The sequence below is a fragment of the Stutzerimonas stutzeri genome, assembly GCF_002890915.1.
Classification (GTDB): domain Bacteria; phylum Pseudomonadota; class Gammaproteobacteria; order Pseudomonadales; family Pseudomonadaceae; genus Stutzerimonas; species Stutzerimonas stutzeri_AF.
Map to the genome: position 1 here is coordinate 13,198 of NZ_POUT01000014.1, position 19,900 is coordinate 33,097.

Annotated in this window: 13 protein-coding genes and 1 riboswitch; of the genes, 9 read left to right on the forward strand and 4 right to left on the reverse strand. The window is 66.5% G+C overall.

Features of this window, described 5'->3' with window-relative positions; genetic code table 11:
• Window positions 1-9 precede the first annotated feature (9 nt).
• Both CXK94_RS19155 and cpaB read right to left on the reverse strand, forming a co-directional pair.
• Entirely contained in the window at window positions 10-1,272 is a 1,263-nt protein-coding gene (locus CXK94_RS19155; RefSeq protein ID WP_423835250.1) for a type II and III secretion system protein family protein, read from the reverse strand.
• 9 nt (window positions 1,273-1,281) lie between these two features.
• The gene (gene cpaB, locus CXK94_RS19160) at window positions 1,282-2,238 is read right to left on the reverse strand and encodes a Flp pilus assembly protein CpaB (RefSeq protein ID WP_102895502.1); all 957 of its coding nucleotides are present in this window, start codon (window positions 2,236-2,238) and stop codon (window positions 1,282-1,284) included.
• Window positions 2,239-2,558: 320 nt separating this feature from the next.
• Here cpaB and CXK94_RS19165 point away from each other — a divergent pair, with 320 nt between their 5' ends.
• Together CXK94_RS19165 and CXK94_RS19170 are read left to right on the forward strand one after the other, a co-directional pair.
• On the forward strand, window positions 2,559-2,750 hold the full coding sequence (locus tag CXK94_RS19165) for a Flp family type IVb pilin (RefSeq protein ID WP_102895503.1): 192 nt from the start codon (window positions 2,559-2,561) through the stop codon (window positions 2,748-2,750).
• Window positions 2,751-2,825: 75 nt separating this feature from the next.
• Window positions 2,826-3,203, forward strand: coding sequence for a response regulator (locus CXK94_RS19170; protein ID WP_037039593.1), 378 nt, complete (start codon window positions 2,826-2,828; stop codon window positions 3,201-3,203).
• A gap of 235 nt (window positions 3,204-3,438) precedes the next feature.
• Here CXK94_RS19170 and CXK94_RS19175 read toward each other — a convergent pair whose 3' ends face one another.
• The gene (locus CXK94_RS19175) at window positions 3,439-5,139 is read right to left on the reverse strand and encodes a ShlB/FhaC/HecB family hemolysin secretion/activation protein (RefSeq protein WP_102895504.1); all 1,701 of its coding nucleotides are present in this window, start codon (window positions 5,137-5,139) and stop codon (window positions 3,439-3,441) included.
• 169 nt (window positions 5,140-5,308) lie between these two features.
• Entirely contained in the window at window positions 5,309-7,303 is a 1,995-nt protein-coding gene (locus CXK94_RS19180) for a hypothetical protein (protein WP_146032320.1), read from the reverse strand.
• Window positions 7,304-7,642: 339 nt separating this feature from the next.
• Here CXK94_RS19180 and CXK94_RS19185 point away from each other — a divergent pair, with 339 nt between their 5' ends.
• The 7 genes from CXK94_RS19185 (at window position 7,643) to CXK94_RS19215 (ending at window position 19,883) form a co-directional block, all read left to right on the forward strand.
• Window positions 7,643-8,122: a TadE/TadG family type IV pilus assembly protein gene (locus CXK94_RS19185; RefSeq protein WP_256046175.1), complete on the forward strand. Its 480-nt coding sequence runs from the start codon at window positions 7,643-7,645 to the stop codon at window positions 8,120-8,122.
• A gap of 47 nt (window positions 8,123-8,169) precedes the next feature.
• On the forward strand, window positions 8,170-10,284 hold the full coding sequence (locus tag CXK94_RS19190) for a pilus assembly protein TadG-related protein (protein WP_102895506.1): 2,115 nt from the start codon (window positions 8,170-8,172) through the stop codon (window positions 10,282-10,284).
• Between the two features lie 25 nt (window positions 10,285-10,309).
• Window positions 10,310-10,843 carry a TadE/TadG family type IV pilus assembly protein gene (locus tag CXK94_RS19195; protein WP_256046176.1) on the forward strand — a complete coding sequence of 178 codons (534 nt, stop codon included), beginning with the start codon at window positions 10,310-10,312 and terminating at the stop codon, window positions 10,841-10,843.
• 167 nt (window positions 10,844-11,010) lie between these two features.
• Window positions 11,011-12,447, forward strand: coding sequence for a putative bifunctional diguanylate cyclase/phosphodiesterase (locus CXK94_RS19200; protein WP_180984453.1), 1,437 nt, complete (start codon window positions 11,011-11,013; stop codon window positions 12,445-12,447).
• A 257-nt stretch (window positions 12,448-12,704) separates the two neighbouring features.
• Window positions 12,705-13,940, forward strand: a complete 1,236-nt coding sequence (locus tag CXK94_RS19205; protein WP_102895509.1) for an exonuclease SbcCD subunit D C-terminal domain-containing protein — start codon at window positions 12,705-12,707, stop codon at window positions 13,938-13,940.
• On the forward strand, window positions 13,937-17,590 hold the full coding sequence (locus CXK94_RS19210) for an AAA family ATPase (protein ID WP_102895510.1): 3,654 nt from the start codon (window positions 13,937-13,939) through the stop codon (window positions 17,588-17,590). The genes CXK94_RS19205 and CXK94_RS19210 overlap by 4 nt, the downstream gene beginning before the upstream one ends.
• Before the next feature lie 125 nt (window positions 17,591-17,715).
• Window positions 17,716-17,932, forward strand: a riboswitch (cobalamin riboswitch).
• A 97-nt stretch (window positions 17,933-18,029) separates the two neighbouring features.
• Complete coding sequence (locus CXK94_RS19215) at window positions 18,030-19,883, forward strand: TonB-dependent receptor domain-containing protein (protein ID WP_102895511.1); 1,854 nt, start codon at window positions 18,030-18,032, stop codon at window positions 19,881-19,883.
• Window positions 19,884-19,900 lie beyond the last annotated feature (17 nt).

Below are 19,900 nucleotides of genomic sequence, written 5' to 3' on the forward strand. Positions count from 1 at the left end.
TCCCGCTCCTTACCACGACAAGCCATTGCGGCGATCGAAGCTGCCATCCTCGAACAGCAGCAGATCCAGCACGCTCGGGTCGTACTGGCGCAGCTTCTCGCCGGGCAGCTCCGGCACCCGGCTGTCGGCGGCCAGCGGCTGTACCAGGCGCGGCGTGACCACCATCAGCAGTTCACGCTCCTCGCGATCGATGCGCGAGGAGCGAAAGAAGGCGCCCAGCACCGGCAGGTCACCGAGGCCCGGCAGCTTATCCACCGCCGAGGTGTTGCGCGCGCTGATCAGGCCGCTGATGACGAAGCTCTCGCCATCGGCCAGGGATACCGTGGTATCGGTACGCCGTACGTTCAACGCGGGCACAGTGGTGCCCTGGATCGTCACACCATTGTTGAAATCCAGCTCGCTGACCTCCGGCGCCACCTTCAGGGCGATGCGCTCGCGGGCGACCACCGTCGGCGTCAGGATCAGACGCACGCCGAATGCCTTGTAATCGATGGTCACCGAGTCGCTGCCGCTGCTCGGCACCGGCACCGGAAACTCGCCGCCGGCCAGGAAGCTGGCGCTCTGACCGCTCAGCGCCACCAGGCTGGGGCGTGCCAGGGTATAAGCAAAGCCGCTGTTCTCCAGTGCATTGAGTACGCCGAGGAACTTGCTGCTGCCGCCGCCCCAGACGATGTTGAAGCCATTCGGCGACAGCGGCAGCGCAGCGCCCGGAGTCAGACCGTTGGCCCCACCGACCGGTACACTGTCGGGCGCGCTACCCGGCGAACCGAACAGAAAATTGTTGGACTGGGTGCCGAAGATGTTGATGCCGACTTCCTTGAGCTTGCTTCGGTTGACCTCGACGAAGCGGATATCGGTCTGCACCTGGCTGGGCAATTCCGGCTCATCGTATTGCGGCAGCACCGGCCGGGCCACCGCGTGGGTCGCCGCGCCCTGCACGAAAACCATGCTTTGCCGCGGCTCGGGCGAGCAGGTGGTCCATACGCTGACGTTGGTCGCACCTCCCTTGCGGCCGATTAGTAAAAAGCCGTTGCGATTGGTCAGGCGTACGTCGGCGACTTCGGGGTCGCCCACCGCCAGGCGTTGGATCGGCACCGGGAAGCGCAGCTCGCGTTGCATGCCCTGAGCGACTTCCAGCACCGCGGGAGCTGGCTGCAAATCGCCGCAGGTGGCCCGTGCAGAGAGCGGCAGCGAAGCAGCGGCGAAGCCGCCCAACGATGTCACGAGCAGGGTCGCGGACAGGGTTCTTCTTGCGTGGTTCATCTTCCGCATCCTTGCCAATCAGGGGGTTTGCCGGGACACGTCAGTCCCGCGGTAGACCTGGACTGCCATCGCCCGAGGACGGACCAGACCGCTCTGCGGCTGGCGTGCCTGGCGCAAGGCAAGCTTCTCGAACTGGAACAGCTGGCGCTTGAGCTCCTCGACGTCACTCGCCAGGGGCGCGCCGGCATAGTAGTCGGCGAGCAAGTGTTCATCGGCGCTACGTACCGCCAGACGCAGGACGCCGACCTGCGAAGCGAGCAGGAAACGGCTCAACAGCTGCTCGGGCACGGCCAATACCGCGGTACGCGCGGGCTCCTTGCGCCGCGTCACACGTTGCTCCTTGTCCTCCTCACGCTCGGCTCTCACGGCCGGCTCGCCGGTATTGGTGGCACCAAGCGCCTCGCCGAAGCTGAGCACGCGCAGAGCGGGGATCACTACCTGCGCCGTCTGGTCACGGTTCTTCTCGCTCTCGCGTAGGTAGAGCATCACGTCCACGTAGTCGCCAGGCGCCAGGTGGCCGCCGCCACCTACCACGTCGTCTACCGCAATGGCCAGGGCACGCTCCTGCGGGCGGATCATTCGCGCCAGCGGCCCGCCCATCTCGAAGGAGGCCGCGTTCAGCATGCTGCCGGCCGGTAGCTCGCGCCACAGGGTGCGGCCGAGCAGTTCCTCGACCCTGGCGAAGCTGCCCGGCGGGGCGATGCGCAAGTGCTCGACTGCCAGGTCCTCAGCGACGATGGGCACCAGCGGCTTGAGATCGCGGGCCAGCACCACCACGGGATTACGTCGCTCCTCCTCGAGGCGCGCCTCGACGCGCTCGGGTATTTGCGTCACATCCGCCAATGCAGGCGGTTCCAACTGGGGCTGGAGTGGTGCCGGTTCGGACTGGCGCGACAGTCTCACGCCCCAGTACCCCGCGACGAGCGCACCGACCAGCAGGATGCCGGCCAGCAGCAGGGTAAATCGACTACTCATGACGGCGTTCTCCTTACGACCGTGAATGGCGACATCCGTCCTCTCCCACCCTCCACTTCCCGGCTCAGCGGAAAGATGGCGGACGGATGTTGGCAGGGGATACAGCGAACGGAAAATCGATGCGACGAAGGAACTCCGACGCACGAACTAATGGGGAGCACTGTTTCCAACAGTCATCCCCAACGGTGCAGCGAATTAGACCCAAAGTAATTGGCAACGCCCATCGCACAATATGCTTAATGCTTTATCTATATATTCGAAAAGTGCACTCAGGGATAACATGCCGGGCAGACCATCCTCCGTCGAAAAGGACCATTCAGATGCAAGGCAAGATCATTTCCCTTTATTACAGAATTCAAACTTTTCTGCGCCGCGAGGAAGGCGCATCGGCGATCGAATATGGAATCATCGCCGGCTTGATCGCAGTGGCTATCATTACTGGCGCTGGACTGATCGGAGATAATCTCGCGGATGTATTTGACAGAATCCAGGAAGCGCTGAAACTGGGTTGAGCGATATCTACGCATTCACGCCGGTTTGAGTTCGCCAGGCACCTCGCCACGCCTGGCTCATTTCATGAGCCCATCATGACGACACTGCTGCTGGTCGATGACGAAGCGGAATTTCTCACTGAACTGGACGAGCTGCTGACCGGCTGCGGCTTTCATTGCCTGTGCGCACCTAGCGTCGAGGCTGCGCTGGCATTGCTCGAACAGCATGATGATATCGCCTTGATCATCAGCGACCTGCGCATGCCCGACGCCAGCGGCCTGAGCCTCCTGCAGCGGCTGCGCAACGGCCCTCGCGGCTCCACCCTGCCGGTCATCGGCATGTCCGGCCACGCCGACATGCACGACGTCATCGGCCTGTTCCGCCTGGGCGTCGTCGACTTCCTGCCCAAGCCCATCTACTATGAACACCTGTTCACGGTTCTTCAGCGCCTGTTCCCGGATAGCAATTGCTGAACCCTCCACGCGCCGCAGTCGTGCGATAGCTCTTCTCGTAAGGTCATGAAGATCGGGCATTCCAGTGAGTTGGCTGCTGCATGCCCTCGCGTGCGCTCCATGGCCTGACCACGAGGGTACCGAACAGCCCTCTTTCCCGGCAGGGAAGGAGGGCTCCATCGGAGCTACAGCCGGGTACTGAGCCAACCGCCCTCCGGACCATGCGTCTGCTTGTCCGCTGCGGTGCAAACAGTACCTACAACCAATAACTCAGGGTGAAGCCTACTCGAGGCGCGCGGTCCCCGCTGTCGATCGCCCGGTCGCCCAGCGGCCTGGCCGCTTCCAGCGCAAGGTTGTAGTGCCGCCGGTCACCAATGCGTACCCCCAAGGCGAACGAGGACAGCTCGGAAGAAGCGCCGTCGCGGTTGTACCAGGCACGCGCCGCATCCAGCGCTGCGTATGGCTGTACCAGGCGCAGCCAGTTGCCGTCATAAGCGAAGCTTCGGTTCAGCTCATAGCCCAGGCCCCAGCCCTTGTCGCCTCGTGTCTGGTCGTCCGGGTAGCCGCGACCGAAGTTGCGGTCGCCAAACAACACCTGCTCGCTTTCCGGCAGGGTATCGCCGGACCAGTAGAAGGCGCCAGACAGCACCCCCTGCCAGTTCCCACCCAGCTGGTCGCTCTGCAGGCCAGAGAGACGCAGACGCTGGAAGTCGAGGTCGTGGTAGCTGCGCACCTTGTCGCCCAGCACGCGCACCTCACTCTCGGCACCCAATCCATCGATGCCCTGATAGAAACCGGCACTCAACATACGCAAGCGTCCGGCATCGGCCTGGCGCCAATCACCCTCCAGCGCCAGCACCCGCACACGGCTTTCCAGCTCCACGGCCTTCTGAACCACCGGCAGAGGCGACAGCCGAGCGTAGTCACGTTTGTCCTCGACAGCGTACAGACGCGCCGTGCCGTTGAGCGTTTCCCGTGGGCTGGCCAGAAACGGATGGCTCACCCCCAGGGAAAGGCGGTCATTGCGACGGCTCTGCTCGGTGCTGGTACCGCCGATCGCCACCAGATCCTTGGGGTCGCTACGGTAGGTGGAGGCAAATGCCTGCACGCGAGTGCCTTCGTCGTCGACGAACTGGCTGTAGTCCAGGCGCGCGTATCGCTCGTTGTCCTCGCCCGGCGGGGCCAGGACGCTTACGCTCAATTGCTCGCCCACTCGGGTCAGCGAGTTGCTGCTCACACCGATCACCGCCTGCAGGTCGTCCTGGCTGTCGTCGGCAAGGCTGGCGGAAGCGGCGAACGGCCGCAGTGCCGCCTCGGTGACCAGGGTAACCGCACCGTCGGTGGTGCTCGGCGGGGCGACACTGGCGCGCACGGTCATACCCGGGATTTGCGCCATCAGCGTGGTGTAGCGCTCGAAGGATGCCTTGCGCAGCGGGCGCTCGCCGATCAGCTTGGCGGCCAGTCGGTCGATGTAGGCCTGGGAACGGCCAGCCTTGCCACGCACTTCGTGTGCACTGATATACCCCTCGACCAACACTACCCGGACCTGGCCGCTGTCCAGGTTCTGAGCGGGAACGTAGGCATAGGACAACGCGTATCCGTCCGTCTGGTAGCGCCTGGTGATGTCTTCGGTAACGGCCAACAGCTCGCGCAGGGCCACCTTGCGGCCAATCAGCGGCTCGAACAGCCCGGCGATCTCCTCGAAGGGATAGACGCTGCCACCTTCGATCTGCACGTTGCGCAGGTCGATCGGCAGGCTCATTGGCAAACGCTGCTGGCGCGGTGCGGACAACTGCGCGTCAGGAATCCGCGGCCGGTATTCCTCGGCCGGCAGGTTGGGCGCGGGCAGCACGCTGTCCACGTCGTTGCTGTTGAGGAATGCGGGAGAATCGGCCCAGGTCGGAGCCGCCGCCAACAGGAGCAGGGAGGGAAGGAAACGGGGGGAGCTTGGACGCATGTTGTGGACTCCATGGCCCGTGCCCGGAAGCTGCTCCGGGCACGGGCCAGCACAAACGGGACGTTCCGGAGGGCCTGCACATGCGGCGGGGCCGCCCGGAAGGAAAAGTACGCAAGCGCCGACGCGACACCCATGGATCATGGGGGCCGCGTCCGGGCGTCAAGAGGGTTCAGTTCTGGCTGGCGCCACCAAGACCACCGAGCAGCCCGCCAAGCAGTCCGCCGTTGCCAACCTGGGTGTCTCCAGTCAGGCCACCGGCAAGCCCACCAACCAGACCGTTGACGGTGCCCAACACCGGAGTCAAGGCGCCCTGCTCTCCGACCAAGCCGCCCACCAGACCGCCGACCGGGGCCAGCGTACCGCTCGGTGAAGTGAGGTTGTCCACCAGGCCGGTCACCGGAGCCAGCGCGCCGCTGGATGGATCGACCAGGCCGTTGACCAGGCCGCCGACCGGGGCCAGGGCGGTGCCGTTGGTCAGAGTGCCGAGCGCACCCTGCACGTCGCTGATGGCGCCGCTGCCTTCGTCACTACCACCGCCAAGACCGCCCAGCAGAGCGCCCGTGGCACCGCCTGTCAGCCCCCCGAGCACTCCCTCCGTACCACCGAGCAGGCCGCCCTCACCACCCGTCAGGCCTCCGAGCAGGCCACCCTCGCCGCCCGTCAGGCCTCCGAGCAGGCCGCCCTCGGCACCGGTCAGACCGACCAGTAGGCCGTTGACGGTACCGACCACCGGACTCAGAGCGCCTTCCTCTCCGACCAGACCACCCACCAGACCACCAACCGGGGCCAGGGCGCCGCTCGGTGCGGTGAGGTTGTCCACCAGGCCGGTCACTGGTGCCAGCGCACCGCTGGACGGATCGACCAAGCCATTGACCAGACCACCGACCGGAGCTAGTGCCGTGCCCTCGGTCAGCGTACCGAGCGTACCCTGCACAGCACCGATGGAACCGCTGCCGTCGCCGGCACCGCCGAGCAAACCGCCCCCACCACCAGTCAGGCCGCCAAGCAGGCCATTCTCGCCCCCTGCCAGTCCACCGAGCAGCCCACTCTCCCCACCTACCAGCCCGCCTAGCAGGCCATCCTCTCCGCCCGTCAGACCACCGAGCAGACCGCCCTCGGCACCGGTCAGACCAACCAGTAGGCCGTTGACGGTACCAACCACCGGGCTCAGTGCACCTTCCTCACCGACCAAGCCACCTACCAGGCCTCCAACCGGCTCCAGAGCGCCACCCTGACCAGTCAGCCCCTCGACCAGGCCGGTCATCGGCACCAGCACGCCACTGGCTGGATCGACCAGGTTGTCCGCCAGCGCGCCCACCGGGGCCAGCGCCGTGCCGTTCACCAGAGTGGAGACCGTGCCCTGCGCGTCGGTGATGACACCAGAGCCCGTCTGGCCGGAAGCCAGGGTGGTGGTCACGCCATCGACCAGACCGTTAACCCCGCCTACCACGCCACCGACAGCATCGGTCACCGGTGCCAAACCGAGCCCACCAACCACCCCGTTGACCGTGCCGAGCATCGGAGACAGTGCGCCCGACTCGCCAAGCAGGCCGCCCGTCAGGTCGCCGACTGGTTGCAGCGCACCACCCTGGCCGGTCACCCGATCCACCAGGCCGGTCACCGGCGACAGCAGGCCGGAGCTCGGGTTGGCTAGCGTATCGACCAGATCGCTCACCGGCGCCAGGCCGCCTTCGCTGCCGGTCAGTTGGCCCACAGTGGTCTGCAGTTGACTCACGCTGCCGCTGCCAACGCTACCTTCGGCCAGCACACCATTAACGATACCAACCACTGGCTGCAGAACGCCGTCGCTGCCGATCACGCCCCCCAACAGATCGCCGACCGGCTGCAAGGCGCCACCGCTTCCGGTGAGGTTGTCCACCAAGCCGGTGACCGGGGCCAGCAGGCCACTCTCAGGATCGACCAGGTTGTCCACCAGATCCGAGACCGGGGCGAGCGGAGAGCCCTCCACCGTGCTGCCCACCAGATCCTGTACATCGCTGATGGTCCCACCAGCGAGCGGATCGCTACCATCGTTACCACCACCATCTCCGTTGCCGCTGCCATCCCCATTGCCGCCGCCACCGGAGCCGTCACCATCACCATTGCCTCCCCCGCCGTTGCCGTTACCCGGATCGACCGGGGTCGAACTGCTCGAATCGCTCACGTAGTACTTCTTGGTGGTAGCGCTGCAACCGGTCGCCATACTGACCGAAAGAATCAGGGCCAGGGCCGTGCAACTGCTTAGCGTAATGCTCTTTTTCATGTGCTCATCCTAAAACAGTGCTTGAGTTCAAAACGCCCGAAAACATCGGGCGAATCTACGCAACATGAAAAACAATGAGCCAATGACGAGACAATTATTCCTTTACGACTATAGCCATTGCCGCACCGAATAAAACATAACGACTATTACATTGAAACTAGCGCCATCTATATCCTAATAACTATATACAAGTAATTATTTACATCGCGCCCGCCGAGCAAGGATCATATAGTTCATTACATGGAAATATCGCTCGCACGGATGTATGCCACGGTGAATAAAAAGTCGCTCAGGACACAATCCGGCGCCACCTCGATCGAGTTCGCCTTCTTCTTCGCCCTGCTCTTTCTTCTGTTCTACGGTCTGGTCGGCTACAGCATGCCGCTGTTGCTCGCCGCCACCTACCAAGAAGTGGCGGCCGACGCATTGCGCGAAGCCATTCGCCATCAGGACATCCAGTTGGGCGACCCCATCCTCCTGCAGGCCAGCCAGCAGGTTCGCGTCCGTCAGGTCATCGCTGACTCCTGGCTGCCCGCCGACTGGTTCGCCTCCTGTAGGGGTTACCCAGACGGTCCGCTGCGGGTCACGGGTGACCTGTGGAGCGTCTGCCTGCGCCACGACAATCCACGCAGCATCCTGCCGCCGCTCTCCCTGCTCGGCTGGGAAGTGCCGCAGTTACCCGAGGAAATCCGCGGCGAAGCCAGCATCCGCATCCGCTGATCCCTCCCGAGCTTGCCCATCCACCGGCCAGACGAGGACCCTCCCCCATGCGCCGCCCCAACGACCATGGCTTTCCCGGTAGGCAACGAGGCGCCTTCAGCATTCTGTCGGCCTTCGTTCTGCTGCTAGCGCTAGGCTTCCTCGCGCTGGTGCTCGACAGTGGTCGCCTATTCCTGGAAAAGCGCCGTCTACAGAAACTGGCGGACAGCGCAGCCCTGGAAGCCATCACGCGTCTGCCGCAGGGCGATTGCGCGGCTGCGTCATCACAGGCGCTGCAATACGCCAGCGAGAACGCCGGGCGGAACGGTTTTTCCACTGGCGCAGAGGGGCATACATTGACCGTCCAGTGCGTGACCCTGCAAGCCGCCGGCGGCCTGCGCAACGCCGTGCCTGCCGCCAACGGCCGCGCCGTCCGCGTTGAGGTGACGCGGCGAGTGCCGAGCAGCCTGGTGATGCGTACCTCCGTGCTGTTCTCCCCCAGCAGCCCGGAGTGGATCACGCTGGGCGCCAGCGCCGTGGCCGAGCGCAGCGAGCCCGGCGCCAGCTTCAGCGTCGGCGCCCAGTTGCTGCGCCTGGACGGCGACAAACTGCTTGGTCGACTGCTGGCCGCCGCCGGCCTCGACCCACGGACCCTCAGCGTGCTCGACTCCGAAGGGCTGGCCAACGTCGCCGTCGCCCCGGCCGGGTTGCTGCACGCCCTGGGCGTCGACCTTGGCATCGATCAGCTCAGAGCCCTGTCGCCCCAGGGCCTGGTCGAGCTAGTCGATACCCGCATCGGCCTGCTTGGCCTCGACGAGCTGCTGGATCTGTCGTTGCAGGTGGTTTCCGACTCGGTGCTCAAGGCCAAGCTGGCCCTGCTGCGCCAGGACATTCTGCGCAGCCCGATACTACGTGATATACGGGTAAGGCTACTCGGAACCCCCGACACCCCCGGCCTGTTGTCCATCGAGTCGACTCCGGACGGTCAGGTCGGCCCGGCACTGGATACCCGGGTCAAGCTGGGTGACCTGCTCAAGACAAGCCTGCTGCTCGGCCTGCCGGAGGAACAGCGGGCGCTCAAGGTGGACGAGATCAGCCTGCTTGGCCTGGCGACCGTCAAGGCCGGCATCGTCGAACCACCCTCCATTGGGGTCGGCCCGGTGGGCACCACGGCGTTCAACGCCCAGATCCGCGTCCTGGTCAACGTCGACACCGACGGCGCCACTCTGGTTGGGCCGCTCACCAGCCTGCTCGGCATTCGCATCAAGCTGCCGATCATCCTCGACCTGGTCAGCTCGACCGGCACCTTGGACGCCGTCGACTGCCAGGCGCCTAAGCCAACGGCCAGCATCCGGATGCAGTCGCAGCTAGGCAATCTTTGCGTGGGCAGGATGCCCGACGACGCCCTCTGGGCCACCCGGGCAAGCTGCGCCAGTAACGTTGCCGACGAAACCCTGATCCGACTGCCCGGCCTGTCCGTTCCGGGCAAGATCGTCCTGCCCATCCTGCCGGCGAACGACGAGGACGTGACGCTGACCGTCGGCGAGACCGTCTCGACCGAGGTCAACCACCTGCCCATCGGCACCCTTGTCGCGGACCTGACCCGGGAACTGCTGGAGCTGCTGAAACTCAAGGCCAACGCCAGCAGTCGCAACAAGCTGCTGGCAGACGCCGCTGCGGACGTGGCCGACAGCTATCTGGCTCTGGCGGCGCTACAGCCCACGGCGGCCGGCCAGTATTCATCCGCCGACCTCAACCGGATACGCGAACGCCTGGAACACGACGGCTTCGACTGGGATCGCCCGGGAGGCCTGCTTGGGCTGGGCACCCAGACGGTCATGCAGGAATGGCGCAGCAACGTCGGCAACCGTTGCTCCGGCACCAACAAAGCCGCCGCCTGCGTACGCGGCGAACTGGTCAAGTCCCTTCAGCAAAACAGCCAGAGCGGCCTGCTCGACGGGTTGCTGGGCAGCGTGCTGGGGCTGCTGCAGAACCTGCTCGGCAATACCGTGCAACCACTGCTGGCCGAGCTGCTGACCCCCGTCGTGCAGCTGCTGGAGCCGCTGCTCGACCTGGTCGGCAGTGCCCTGAGCAGCCTGCTGGCCGGCCTTGGTCTGGAACTCGGCCGTACCGATGTCGAGCTCCACGCGCTGAGCTGCGGCATTCCCAGGCTGGTCAGGTAACCCCATGCCCAGTAGAGCTATTCCCATGTCCAGTCGGCAACACCAGCTCGGCGCGGTCGCCATCGAATTCGCGGCGCTCTTCGTGTCGTTCTTCGTCACCTTCTACGCCATCCTGGCCTACAGCCTTCCACTGCTGCTCACCCTCTCCTTCAAGGAGATCAGTGCCGATGCGGCACGGGCGGCGATCAAGGTGAATCCCGCCCAAGCCCCTGCCGACTATGTCGCTGCCATCGACCGCGAAGTTTCGCGTGTCGTCGAAGCCAGTTGGCTGCCCGCACAGTGGCGCAACGGCGACTGTCCACCGCCGGGACCAGGTAGCTGGCAGCGGCTGCCGGCAACCAGTGGCACCGCCTACGGTCACCTGCGCCTCGACGACAGCCGGCCGGAGGACGGCCGCCTGCTCCTGCACGTCTGCCTACAACGCAAGTACAACCGCGATGGCCCAGCCAGCGAGGCGATGATCATCCCACCCCTGCGGCTGCTGTCCTTCAGTATCCCTGACCTGCCGGAACACGACGGCGAGACAGTCCTGCGCGGACGCACCGTGATCCGCCTTTAAAGCTCTTCCCGCAAACCATGTGGCCGGCCCCGCACGGACGCGTCGTCTCAGACCATCCGACTAGGACCAATTACATATGTACGCGGCCCCTGCCGGCAGATTTACTAGGCACATGCGATACCGACGGTCGAGCACCCGGTATGCCGCCTACCCCGGAGGACGCCAGCATGCCCGCCAGACTCCCCAGCCGTCACGCACAGCTCCCGGCGCCAACGGAAGCGGCGCTCGACCTGTCGCTGATAAGCGCCGTCAGCATCATCCGAGACATTGCCCCCGCCCCCCTCCAGATTTACGGGCACGGTGGCCAGGAACCAAGAGCCGCCGCACCCCTGCCCACGCCCACCCGGTTTTGCCAAGCCCTGCAACGAATGATGACCTACAGCCAACACGATCTGCGGCAGCTGGCGCTGATCTGCATTGACCTGGACAACTTTCGAGAGGTCAATGACAACCATGGCCAGGAGGCCGGCGACCGCCTGCTGGTCATGGTCGTCGAACGCCTGCGCCATAACCTGCGCGACACCGACTTGCTTGCCCGGCTGGACAGTGATCGTTTCGTCGTGGCATCCCCGCTACCGGAAGGACGCCTATTGCCCCGCCTGCTCGGTGATCGACTGCGTGGCTTGTTCGACGAGCCCTTCGAAGCCGGCGGGCTATGCCTGGAGGTGAAAGCCAGTCTAGGCATCGCCATCCACTCGGGCATCGCTACCACCGCGGAAAAGCTACTGCACGACGCCACCCTGGCCATGCATCAGGCCAAGGCCGAGGGCGGCAACATCCTGCGCTTCTTCCGCAGCGAATTACGTCAGCGGGCGGAGCACGTGTACAAGACCGTCTCCCGGTTACGTCGGGCCGTAGAGCGCGGCCACCTGGAAGTGCACTACCAGTTGCAGTTCGAACTGAACGAAACCCACCGTCCCTCGGGGCTGGAGGCTCTGCTGCGCTGGCGCGACGGCGATGCGGGGCTGGTTCCGCCCGAACGCTTCCTGCCGCTGGCAGCCGAATACGACTTGATGCCGGTTATCAACCGTTGGCTGGTGCGCCAGGCCTGCCGGGACAACCGCACACTGATCGATGCCGGTCTTCTCGATGTGCCGGTGGCAATCAACATCTGCGCAGACACCCTCCTGCGTGATGACTTCCTTGCCTCGGTCCGGCAGGCGCTGGCAGAAAGCGGCCTGCCGGGAGAACGCCTGGAGGTGGAAATCGTCGAAAGCACAGCCCTCCATGACCTGAACCAGGCTGCGCGCAGCATTGGTGCACTCAAGCAACTCGGCGTGAAGATGGCAATGGACGACTTCGGTACCGGCTACTCCTCGCCGGCCTTGCTCAAGAGCTTGCCGTTCGACCGAATCAAGATCGACCGCTGCTTTATCGCCATGCTGCCCGACAGCCCGGTCGATCAGGCTATCGTCCAAGGCATCCTGAGCATGGCGCGCAGTGCCGGCATGCAGGTTGTCGCCGAAGGCATAGAACACCCCGCCCAGCTGGACTACCTGCGCCAGCGAGGCTGCGCCTTCGGCCAGGGCTTCTGGTACGCTCGGCCGCTGCCGCCAGCCGAGCTGCACCAGTACTTGACGGCGGCAGCCAGCCCGCTGCCATAGCGACCGGGGCCGCCGACGGTACCCTGCCGTCGGCAGGCAAACCCGCATCACGCCACCATCGAGCACTCAATCGGAATGCACAGGTGCGTGTCTGCACCCCATCCGCCCCGGCGGAAGGTACAGTTCGCGTATCAGCAATACGCAACGACCGGCCACGAAGATCCTTGTCATTTGTCATGGCGAACATTTCAGCCCAACGAACAGCGCACCGGCCCGCTGCCGCAGCGCCCCCTTCGCTCACCAAGAGCCCTTAGCGAATGCGCCTGATCCACACCTCCGACTGGCACCTCGGCCAGACCCTCCACGGCCAGGACCGCGACCATGAGCACGCGCAGTTCCTCGACTGGCTGCTCGACCAGCTGGTCGCCCGGCAGGCCGACGCCCTGCTCATCGCCGGCGACGTGTTCGACACGGTCAATCCGCCGCTCAAGGCGCAGGAGCGCCTGTACGACTTCATCGTCCGTGCCCACGAAAGACTCCCGCAGCTGGATATCGTGATGATCGCCGGCAACCACGACTCCGGCGGGCGCATCGAGTTGCCGGCGCCGCTGATGAAGCGCCTCAACGCCCATGCCGTCGGCCGCATCGGCTGGATCGCCGATGGCCAGCTCGACCACGACCGCCTGCTGCTGCCGCTGCACGACGCCAGCGGCAAGGTCGCCGCCTGGTGCCTCGCCCTGCCCTTCCTGCGCCCGGCCGAAGTCACCGGCGGCGAGGCCGGCGACGACTACCTGGCCGGCATCCGCCAGGTGCACGAGCGGCTGATCGCCGCCGCCGAAGCCGTGCGCCAGCCCGGCCAGGCGCTGGTCGCCCTGAGCCACGCACACATGGCCGGTGGCGCAGTATCGGAGGATTCCGAGCGCAATATCGTCATCGGCAACGCCGAGGCGCTGCCGGCCAGCCTGTTTCCCGAGGCCATCGCCTACGCCGCCCTCGGCCACCTGCACAAGCCGCAGCAGGTCGCCGGGCAATCGCGCATCCGCTACAGCGGCTCGCCGCTGCCGCTGTCCTTCGCCGAGGTGAACTATCCGCATCAGGTGCTGCTGGTCGAGTTCGAGGGCGAGCAGCTCAAAGGTGTCGAAAGCCTGCCGGTGCCGCGCGCGGTGGAGATGCTCCGCATCGGCCGCGCGCCACTGGCCGAGGTGATCGCCGCGCTGGAAGCCCTGCCGCCGACCGGCCTGTTCGACGACAACCTGCCCTGGCTGGAAGTGCGCGTGCTGCTCGACGAACCGCTGCCGGACCTGCGCCCGCGTATCGAGGCCGCGCTCGCCGGCAAGGCGGCGCGCCTGGTGCGCATCGCCAGCGAGTATGCCGGTAGGCGTGGCGAAAGCGAGTCGCAGGTGCTGCTCGGCCTCGACCAGATCGCCCCGCAGGAACTGTTCGCCCGCGCCTGGGAGGAACAGTTCGGCAACCCGCCGGACGACCAGGCGCTGGACGACTTCACCACGCTCTTGCAACGGGTCGAGTTTGCCAGCGAGGAGAGTGACGCATGAAGATCCTCGCCATCCGCCTGAAGAACCTCGCCTCGCTGGCCGGCGAGCAGGTCATCGATTTCAGCGCCGAGCCCCTGGCCAGCGCAGGTCTTTTCGCCATCACCGGGCCGACCGGCGCCGGCAAGAGCACCATCCTCGACGCCCTGTGCCTGGCGCTGTTCGGCAGCACGCCACGGCTGGACAACGTCTCGCCGTTGAACAAGGTGCCCGATCTCGATACCGAGATCGGCGGCGGCGACGAACGCAACCTGCTGCGCCGAGGCTGTGGCAGCGGCTATGCCGAGGTGGATTTCGTCGGCATCGATGGCCGCCGCTATCGCGCCCGCTGGGAGGTCAAGCGCGCGCGCGAGAAGCTCGACGGGCGCCTGCAGGCCAGCAACCAGAGCCTCACCGAGCTGGGCAGCGGGCAAGTGCTGGCCAGCGGCAAGAAGCGCGAGTTCAAGGAGCTGCTGGAAGCCCGGCTCGGCCTCACCCTGGCGCAGTTCACCCGCGCCGTGCTGCTGGCGCAGAGCGAGTTCTCCGCCTTCCTCAAGGCCGACGACAACGAGCGCGGCACATTGCTGGAAAAGCTCACCGACACCGGCCTCTACAGCCGTCTCGGCCAGGCCGCCTTCGAGGCCGCCAAGCAGGCCAGGGAAAACCTCGCTCGCCTGGAGCAGCAGGCCGGCGGGCTAAAGCCGCTGGAGCCGGAACAGCGCACGACGCTGGAACACGAGCACCAGGCCCAGCTCGACGACCTGAAAGCCCTGCAGCAGCAACTCAAGGCACTCGAAGCCCAGCGGCAGTGGCTCACCGAGCTGCAGCGCCTGGAGGGCGAGCGCGCTGCCGCCCGCCAGCAGTTGCAGGACGCCGAAGACGAGCACGAGAGCCTGGGCGAAGCCCGGCGCATTCTCGAGCTGTTCGAGCAGCTCGCACCGCAGCGCCATCGCTTCCTCCGCCAGCAGGAGCTCGATCCGCTGCTGGGCAAGGCCGCCGACAGCCTGGCTCGCCTGCAGCGCGAGGAGCAAAGCCTGCAGCAGCGTCTCGCCGAACTGCAGGGCCAATGCGACGCGGCCGGCAACCAGCTGCGTTCGGCCGAACAGACCCGCCAGACCGCCGAGCCGCGGCTCGCCCAGGCGCGCCGCGAGGAAGAACGCCTGAGCCATCTGAACGCCGACCTGACCACGATCCGCGAAGAAAGCGCCCGGGCCGAGGCCGACGCGCGTGCCGGCGAGGCGGCGCTCGGACAGCTCGTCGAACGCCAGCAGCGCGTCGCCGAACAGCACGCGGCACTGACCCGGCAACTCGAAGCGAGTGCTGAACTGCAGCCGCTCTGCGCCGCCTGGGGCGGTTACCGTCCGCGTCTGCAACAGGCGGTGCAACTGGCCGCACGCCTGCAGCAGGGCCAGCGCGAACTTCCCGCGCTGGCGGCGCAGGCCAAGGCCGCCGAAACCGAACAGAATCTGGCCCGCGAGGCGCTCGACACGCTGCAACGCGAGCGCGGCAGCGAAGTCGGGCTGGCCGAACAGCTTGCCCAGCTGCATCGCCAACTGGACGAATGGCGCCAGGCCGAACGCGAAAGCGAAACGCTCGGGCAACTCTGGGCGCAGCAACTGACGCTCGAGGCCAGCCGACGCGAGCTGGCCGATGCCCACGGCGGGCAGCAGGCCGAGCTGGACGGCCTGGTGCCATTGGGCAAGCAGGTGCGCGCCGAGCGCGATGCCGCCGAGCAGGCACTCAAGGTCACCCTCGCCCTGCTCGAACGCCAGCGCCTGGCGCGCAGCGAGAACGTCGAGGCGCTGCGCGCCGCGCTGATCCCCGGCGAGCCCTGCCCGGTCTGCGGCAGCCACGAGCACCCCTGGCACCAGGCCGATGCGCTGCTCGCCGGCCTCGACCAGCAGGACGACGGCGAGGCCGAGCGCGCCCGCCAGGCGCTGCAGGCCCAAGACCTGCGCCTGCAGGAACTGCGCGATCGACACGTCACGCTCACTACCCAGCTGCGCCAGACGCAGCAGCGCCAGGCCGAAGTCGAGGCGCAACTGCAGGCCCTGGCGCCACGCCTGCAGACCCTGCCTGCGCATGCGCAGCTGCTCCGGCAGCCGCAAGCGGAGCGCTCGCAATGGCTGGAACGCGAACTGGATCGGCTCAGGGAACAGATCACCGCCGCCAGCGGCCGCCAGCAACAGCTGCTCGCCCTGCAACAACGCAGCGAAGCCCTGCAACAGGCCTGGCAGGCGGCACGCGAAGTCTGTGTCGAAGCGACCCAGCAGCTCGCCCGCCAGCGCGACGCCCTCGCCCGCGACGGCCAGCAGCTCGATGAGGAACTGAAGGCGTTCGCCGGGCTGCTGCCAGCCGAACGGCTGTCGCGTTGGCGCGAAGATCCGGCACAGACCTTCATGCAACTGGACGCCGATGTCGCGACGCGCCTGCAACAGCTGCAGGCGCAGGCCGAGCAGGCCGAGGAGCTGCGCCAGTGCGAGCAGCGCCTGAGTGACGAACAGTTGCAGCAGCGCCATCGGCAAGAGAAGCAGACGAGCAGCCAGATACGCCTGGCCGAACGCGAGCAGCTGCTGCTGGCCTGCCGGCAGGCACTGCGCACCAGCCTCGGCGAACAGGCCAGCGCCAGCGCCTGGCAACAGCAACTGGACACCGCCATCCAGGCCGCCCGCCAGGCGCAGATCGATATCGACCGCCAGCTCAACGACAGCAAGCTCGGCCTGACCCGCCTGCAGAGCGAGCAGGACAACTGCAGCCAGCGCCACGCCGAACTGGCGCAGGAGCACGAGGCGCTGCAGGCCGAACTGGCCGCCTGGCGCAGCGCCCATCCGGAGCTGGACGATGCCACCCTCGCCCAGTTGCTGCAGATGGACGACGCGCTACTGGCCGAGGCGCGCCAGCGCCTGCAGCAGAACACCGAAACCCTGACCCGCTGCCGCGAGCGCCTCGACGGCTGCCTCGGCCGGCTGGCCAGCCACCACCAACAACAGGCCGAGGCGCCGGATGCCGAGCAGTTGCAACACGACCACGCCGAACAGCTGCAGCGCTGCGAGCAGGCCGAGCAGCGCTGCGCCGAAACCCGCGCCGTGCTGCTCGACGACGACAAGCGCCGCAGCCAGAGCCAGGCACTGCTGGCGCAGATCGACGAGGCGCGCGCCGAGCAGCAGCGCTGGGGACGTATCGCCGCGCTGATCGGCTCCAGCGACGGCGGCGCCTTCCGCAAGATCGCGCAAGGCTACAACCTCGACCTGCTGGTGCAGCACGCCAACGTGCAGCTGCGCCAGCTGGCCCGGCGCTACCGGCTCAAGCGCGGCGGCAGCCCGTTGGGGCTTTTGGTGATGGATACCGAGATGGGCGACGAACTGCGCTCGGTGCACTCGCTGTCCGGCGGCGAGACCTTCCTGGTCTCCCTCGCGCTGGCACTGGGCCTGGCCTCGATGGCGTCGAGCAAGCTCAGGATCGAGTCGCTGTTCATCGACGAAGGCTTCGGCAGCCTCGACCCCGAGTCGCTGCAGATCGCCATGGACGCGCTGGACTCGCTGCAGGCGCAGGGGCGCAAGGTGGCGGTGATTTCCCACGTGGCCGAGATGCACGAGCGCATTCCGGTGCAGATCCAGGTGCAGCGCCAGGGCAATGGCCAGAGCGCGCTACGCATCGTCGGAGGGCTGTCGTAGGACCTGTCGCCGCTCGGGCAGGTCTGCGGCCTGCATCGCCGCGAGGGCGCGCCCACAGGTTCGGTGGAGGCCCGCTGCTTTGCGTCATCCACTTGTGTTTCCCCGCGCCCGGCCGTAAGGTTCGCGCGTTTTCTTATCCGCCCAGGTGTGCACGACCGCAAGGTCCGCATTAAACGGGAAGCCGGTGCGCTCGCAGGAGCAAGGCCGGCGCTGCCCCCGCAACGGTAATCGACTGCGATCCTCGGGATCGCCGTCCGCTCGACAGCCACTGTGTTCCGACATGGGAAGGCGAGCGCGATGCGCGTCGAAAGCCCGGAGACCGGCCTGACGGATTCGACTGGTGTTGCGGAGGGCAGCACCGTCAAGCGCTGCTGCCCGTCATCCCCGCGCTTGTTCCTGCCCTCCTCAAAAGTCTGCGATCTTTTGAGGAATTCCAAGAATGAAACTGTCCCGTCTCGCCCTGGCCGTAGCGCTGCTACCCGGCGCCCAGGTGTTCGCCGATGCCGAGCAGGAGCTGCCGAGCATGCTCATCACCTCGGCCCGCCAGGCCGAACCCCGCGCCCAGGCCACGGCAGCCAACGCCGTATTCACCCGCGCCGACATCGAGCGCCTGCAGGCGCGCAGCGTGCCCGAGCTGCTGCGCCGCGTGCCCGGCGTGCAGATCAGCAGTGCCGGCGGCCTGCCATCGCTATCGCTGCGCGGCACCGGCACGGCGCAGACCCTGGTGCTGGTCGACGGCCAGCGCATTGCCTCGGCCACCAGCGGCTTCGCCCGTCTCGATTACCTGGCCATCGACAATATCGAGCGCGTCGAAGTGATCCGCGGCCCGCGCTCGTCGCTCTATGGCGCGGATGCCATTGGTGGCGTCATCCAGATCTTCACCCGCAGCGGCGAGCCGGGGTTGACCCCGGAGCTCCGCCTTGCCGCCGGCAGCGACCAGACCTTCCAGCGCAGCCTGAGCCTGGCAGCCGGAACCGAGCGGACCCGCGTCCACCTGGGCGCGAGCCTCGACGAGCGCGACGGCTTCGACATCACCCGCGACAATCGCGGCGCCGATCGCGACGACGACGGCCAGCGCAGCAAGGCGTTGCACCTGAAGCTGGATCATCGGCTGAACGCCGACTGGAAAGCCGGCCTGAGCCTCAACGATCAGCGCGGCAAGAACGAGTACGACGACGCTTACGAATTCGCCCCCGGCACGCCGCAGGACGAGTTTCGCCTCAGCAGCTACAGCGGCTACCTGGACGGCCAGTTGGCCCCTATCTGGAACAGCCGTCTGGAGCTGGGCCGCAGTTTCGACCGCAACCGTGCGGTCGGCTCCAACTACAACGATGGGTTGCTGGAGACCACCCGCCATTCCGCCGCCTGGATCAACCGCCTGCAACTGGACGAGCGCCAGCAGCTGAGCCTCGGCAGCGACTGGTACGAAGACCGCCTGGACGCCACCACGGCCTATCAGGAAGACAGCCGCGACAACCTGGCCTTCTTTGCCCAGCACAGCTTCCAGGGCGAGCACTTTGGCACCGAGCTGGGCCTGCGCCACGACGACAACCAGCAGTTCGGCAGCCACAACAGCTGGAACGCGGCGTTCAGCCTGCCGGTCGGCCAGTCGCAGCGCTGGATTCTGAGCTATGGCGAGGGCTTCCGCGCGCCGACCTTCACCGACCTCTATGCTCCGCCGGCCTGGGGCCCCAACCCGGACCTGGAGCCGGAGACCTCGAAGACCTACGAGCTGCAGTGGCGCGCCGAGCTGGACGATACCCTGCTCGAAGCCTCGCTCTATCGCACCGACGTGGAAGACATGATCGCCTGGGGTGGAACCCGGATGGAGAACGTCAGCCATGCGCGGATCAACGGGTTCGAGGCCAGCGCGGCGCGCGAGCTGCTGGGTTGGCAGGCCAGCCTTGGCCTGAGCATCATCGATCCGCGCGACCGGGACAGTGGCCATGTTCTGGCGCGCCGCGCCAAACGCACGCTCAGCGTCGACCTCGACCGGACCTTCGCCAGCCTGTCGGTCGGGGCTGGCTGGCATATCTCCAGCACCCGCTACGACAATGCCGCGAATAGCCGCGAGCTGTCCGGCTATGGCGTATTCGACCTGCGCGCCGCCTGGCAGAGCCATCCGGAGCTGCGTTGGGAGGCCAAGGTCAACAACCTGTTCGATCGTGACTATGCATTGGCAACCTATGATCGCCCCGATGGGCCCAACTGGTTCGATCCGTCACGGAACTACGGGTATCGCGAAGCCGGACGTACCCTGCTGTTCGCGATGACCTGGACTCCGTCGCTCTGACCGCAAGCGGGCACGCC

Bases quoted from the DNA above. Each gene is read 5' to 3' on its own strand.
- CXK94_RS19165 (WP_102895503.1), top strand. From the start codon at position 2,559: ATGCAAGGCAAGATCATTTCCCTTTATTACAGAATTCAAACTTTTCTG.
- CXK94_RS19195 (WP_256046176.1), top strand. From the start codon at position 10,310: ATGTCCAGTCGGCAACACCAGCTCGGCGCGGTCGCCATCGAATTCGCG.
- CXK94_RS19175 (WP_102895504.1), bottom strand. From the start codon at position 5,139: ATGCGTCCAAGCTCCCCCCGTTTCCTTCCCTCCCTGCTCCTGTTGGCG.
- CXK94_RS19210 (WP_102895510.1), top strand. From the start codon at position 13,937: ATGAAGATCCTCGCCATCCGCCTGAAGAACCTCGCCTCGCTGGCCGGC.
- CXK94_RS19155 (WP_423835250.1), bottom strand. From the start codon at position 1,272: ATGCGGAAGATGAACCACGCAAGAAGAACCCTGTCCGCGACCCTGCTC.
- CXK94_RS19185 (WP_256046175.1), top strand. From the start codon at position 7,643: ATGGAAATATCGCTCGCACGGATGTATGCCACGGTGAATAAAAAGTCG.
- CXK94_RS19200 (WP_180984453.1), top strand. From the start codon at position 11,011: ATGCCCGCCAGACTCCCCAGCCGTCACGCACAGCTCCCGGCGCCAACG.
- cpaB (WP_102895502.1), bottom strand. From the start codon at position 2,238: ATGAGTAGTCGATTTACCCTGCTGCTGGCCGGCATCCTGCTGGTCGGT.
- CXK94_RS19205 (WP_102895509.1), top strand. From the start codon at position 12,705: ATGCGCCTGATCCACACCTCCGACTGGCACCTCGGCCAGACCCTCCAC.
- CXK94_RS19170 (WP_037039593.1), top strand. From the start codon at position 2,826: ATGACGACACTGCTGCTGGTCGATGACGAAGCGGAATTTCTCACTGAA.
- CXK94_RS19215 (WP_102895511.1), top strand. From the start codon at position 18,030: ATGAAACTGTCCCGTCTCGCCCTGGCCGTAGCGCTGCTACCCGGCGCC.
- CXK94_RS19190 (WP_102895506.1), top strand. From the start codon at position 8,170: ATGCGCCGCCCCAACGACCATGGCTTTCCCGGTAGGCAACGAGGCGCC.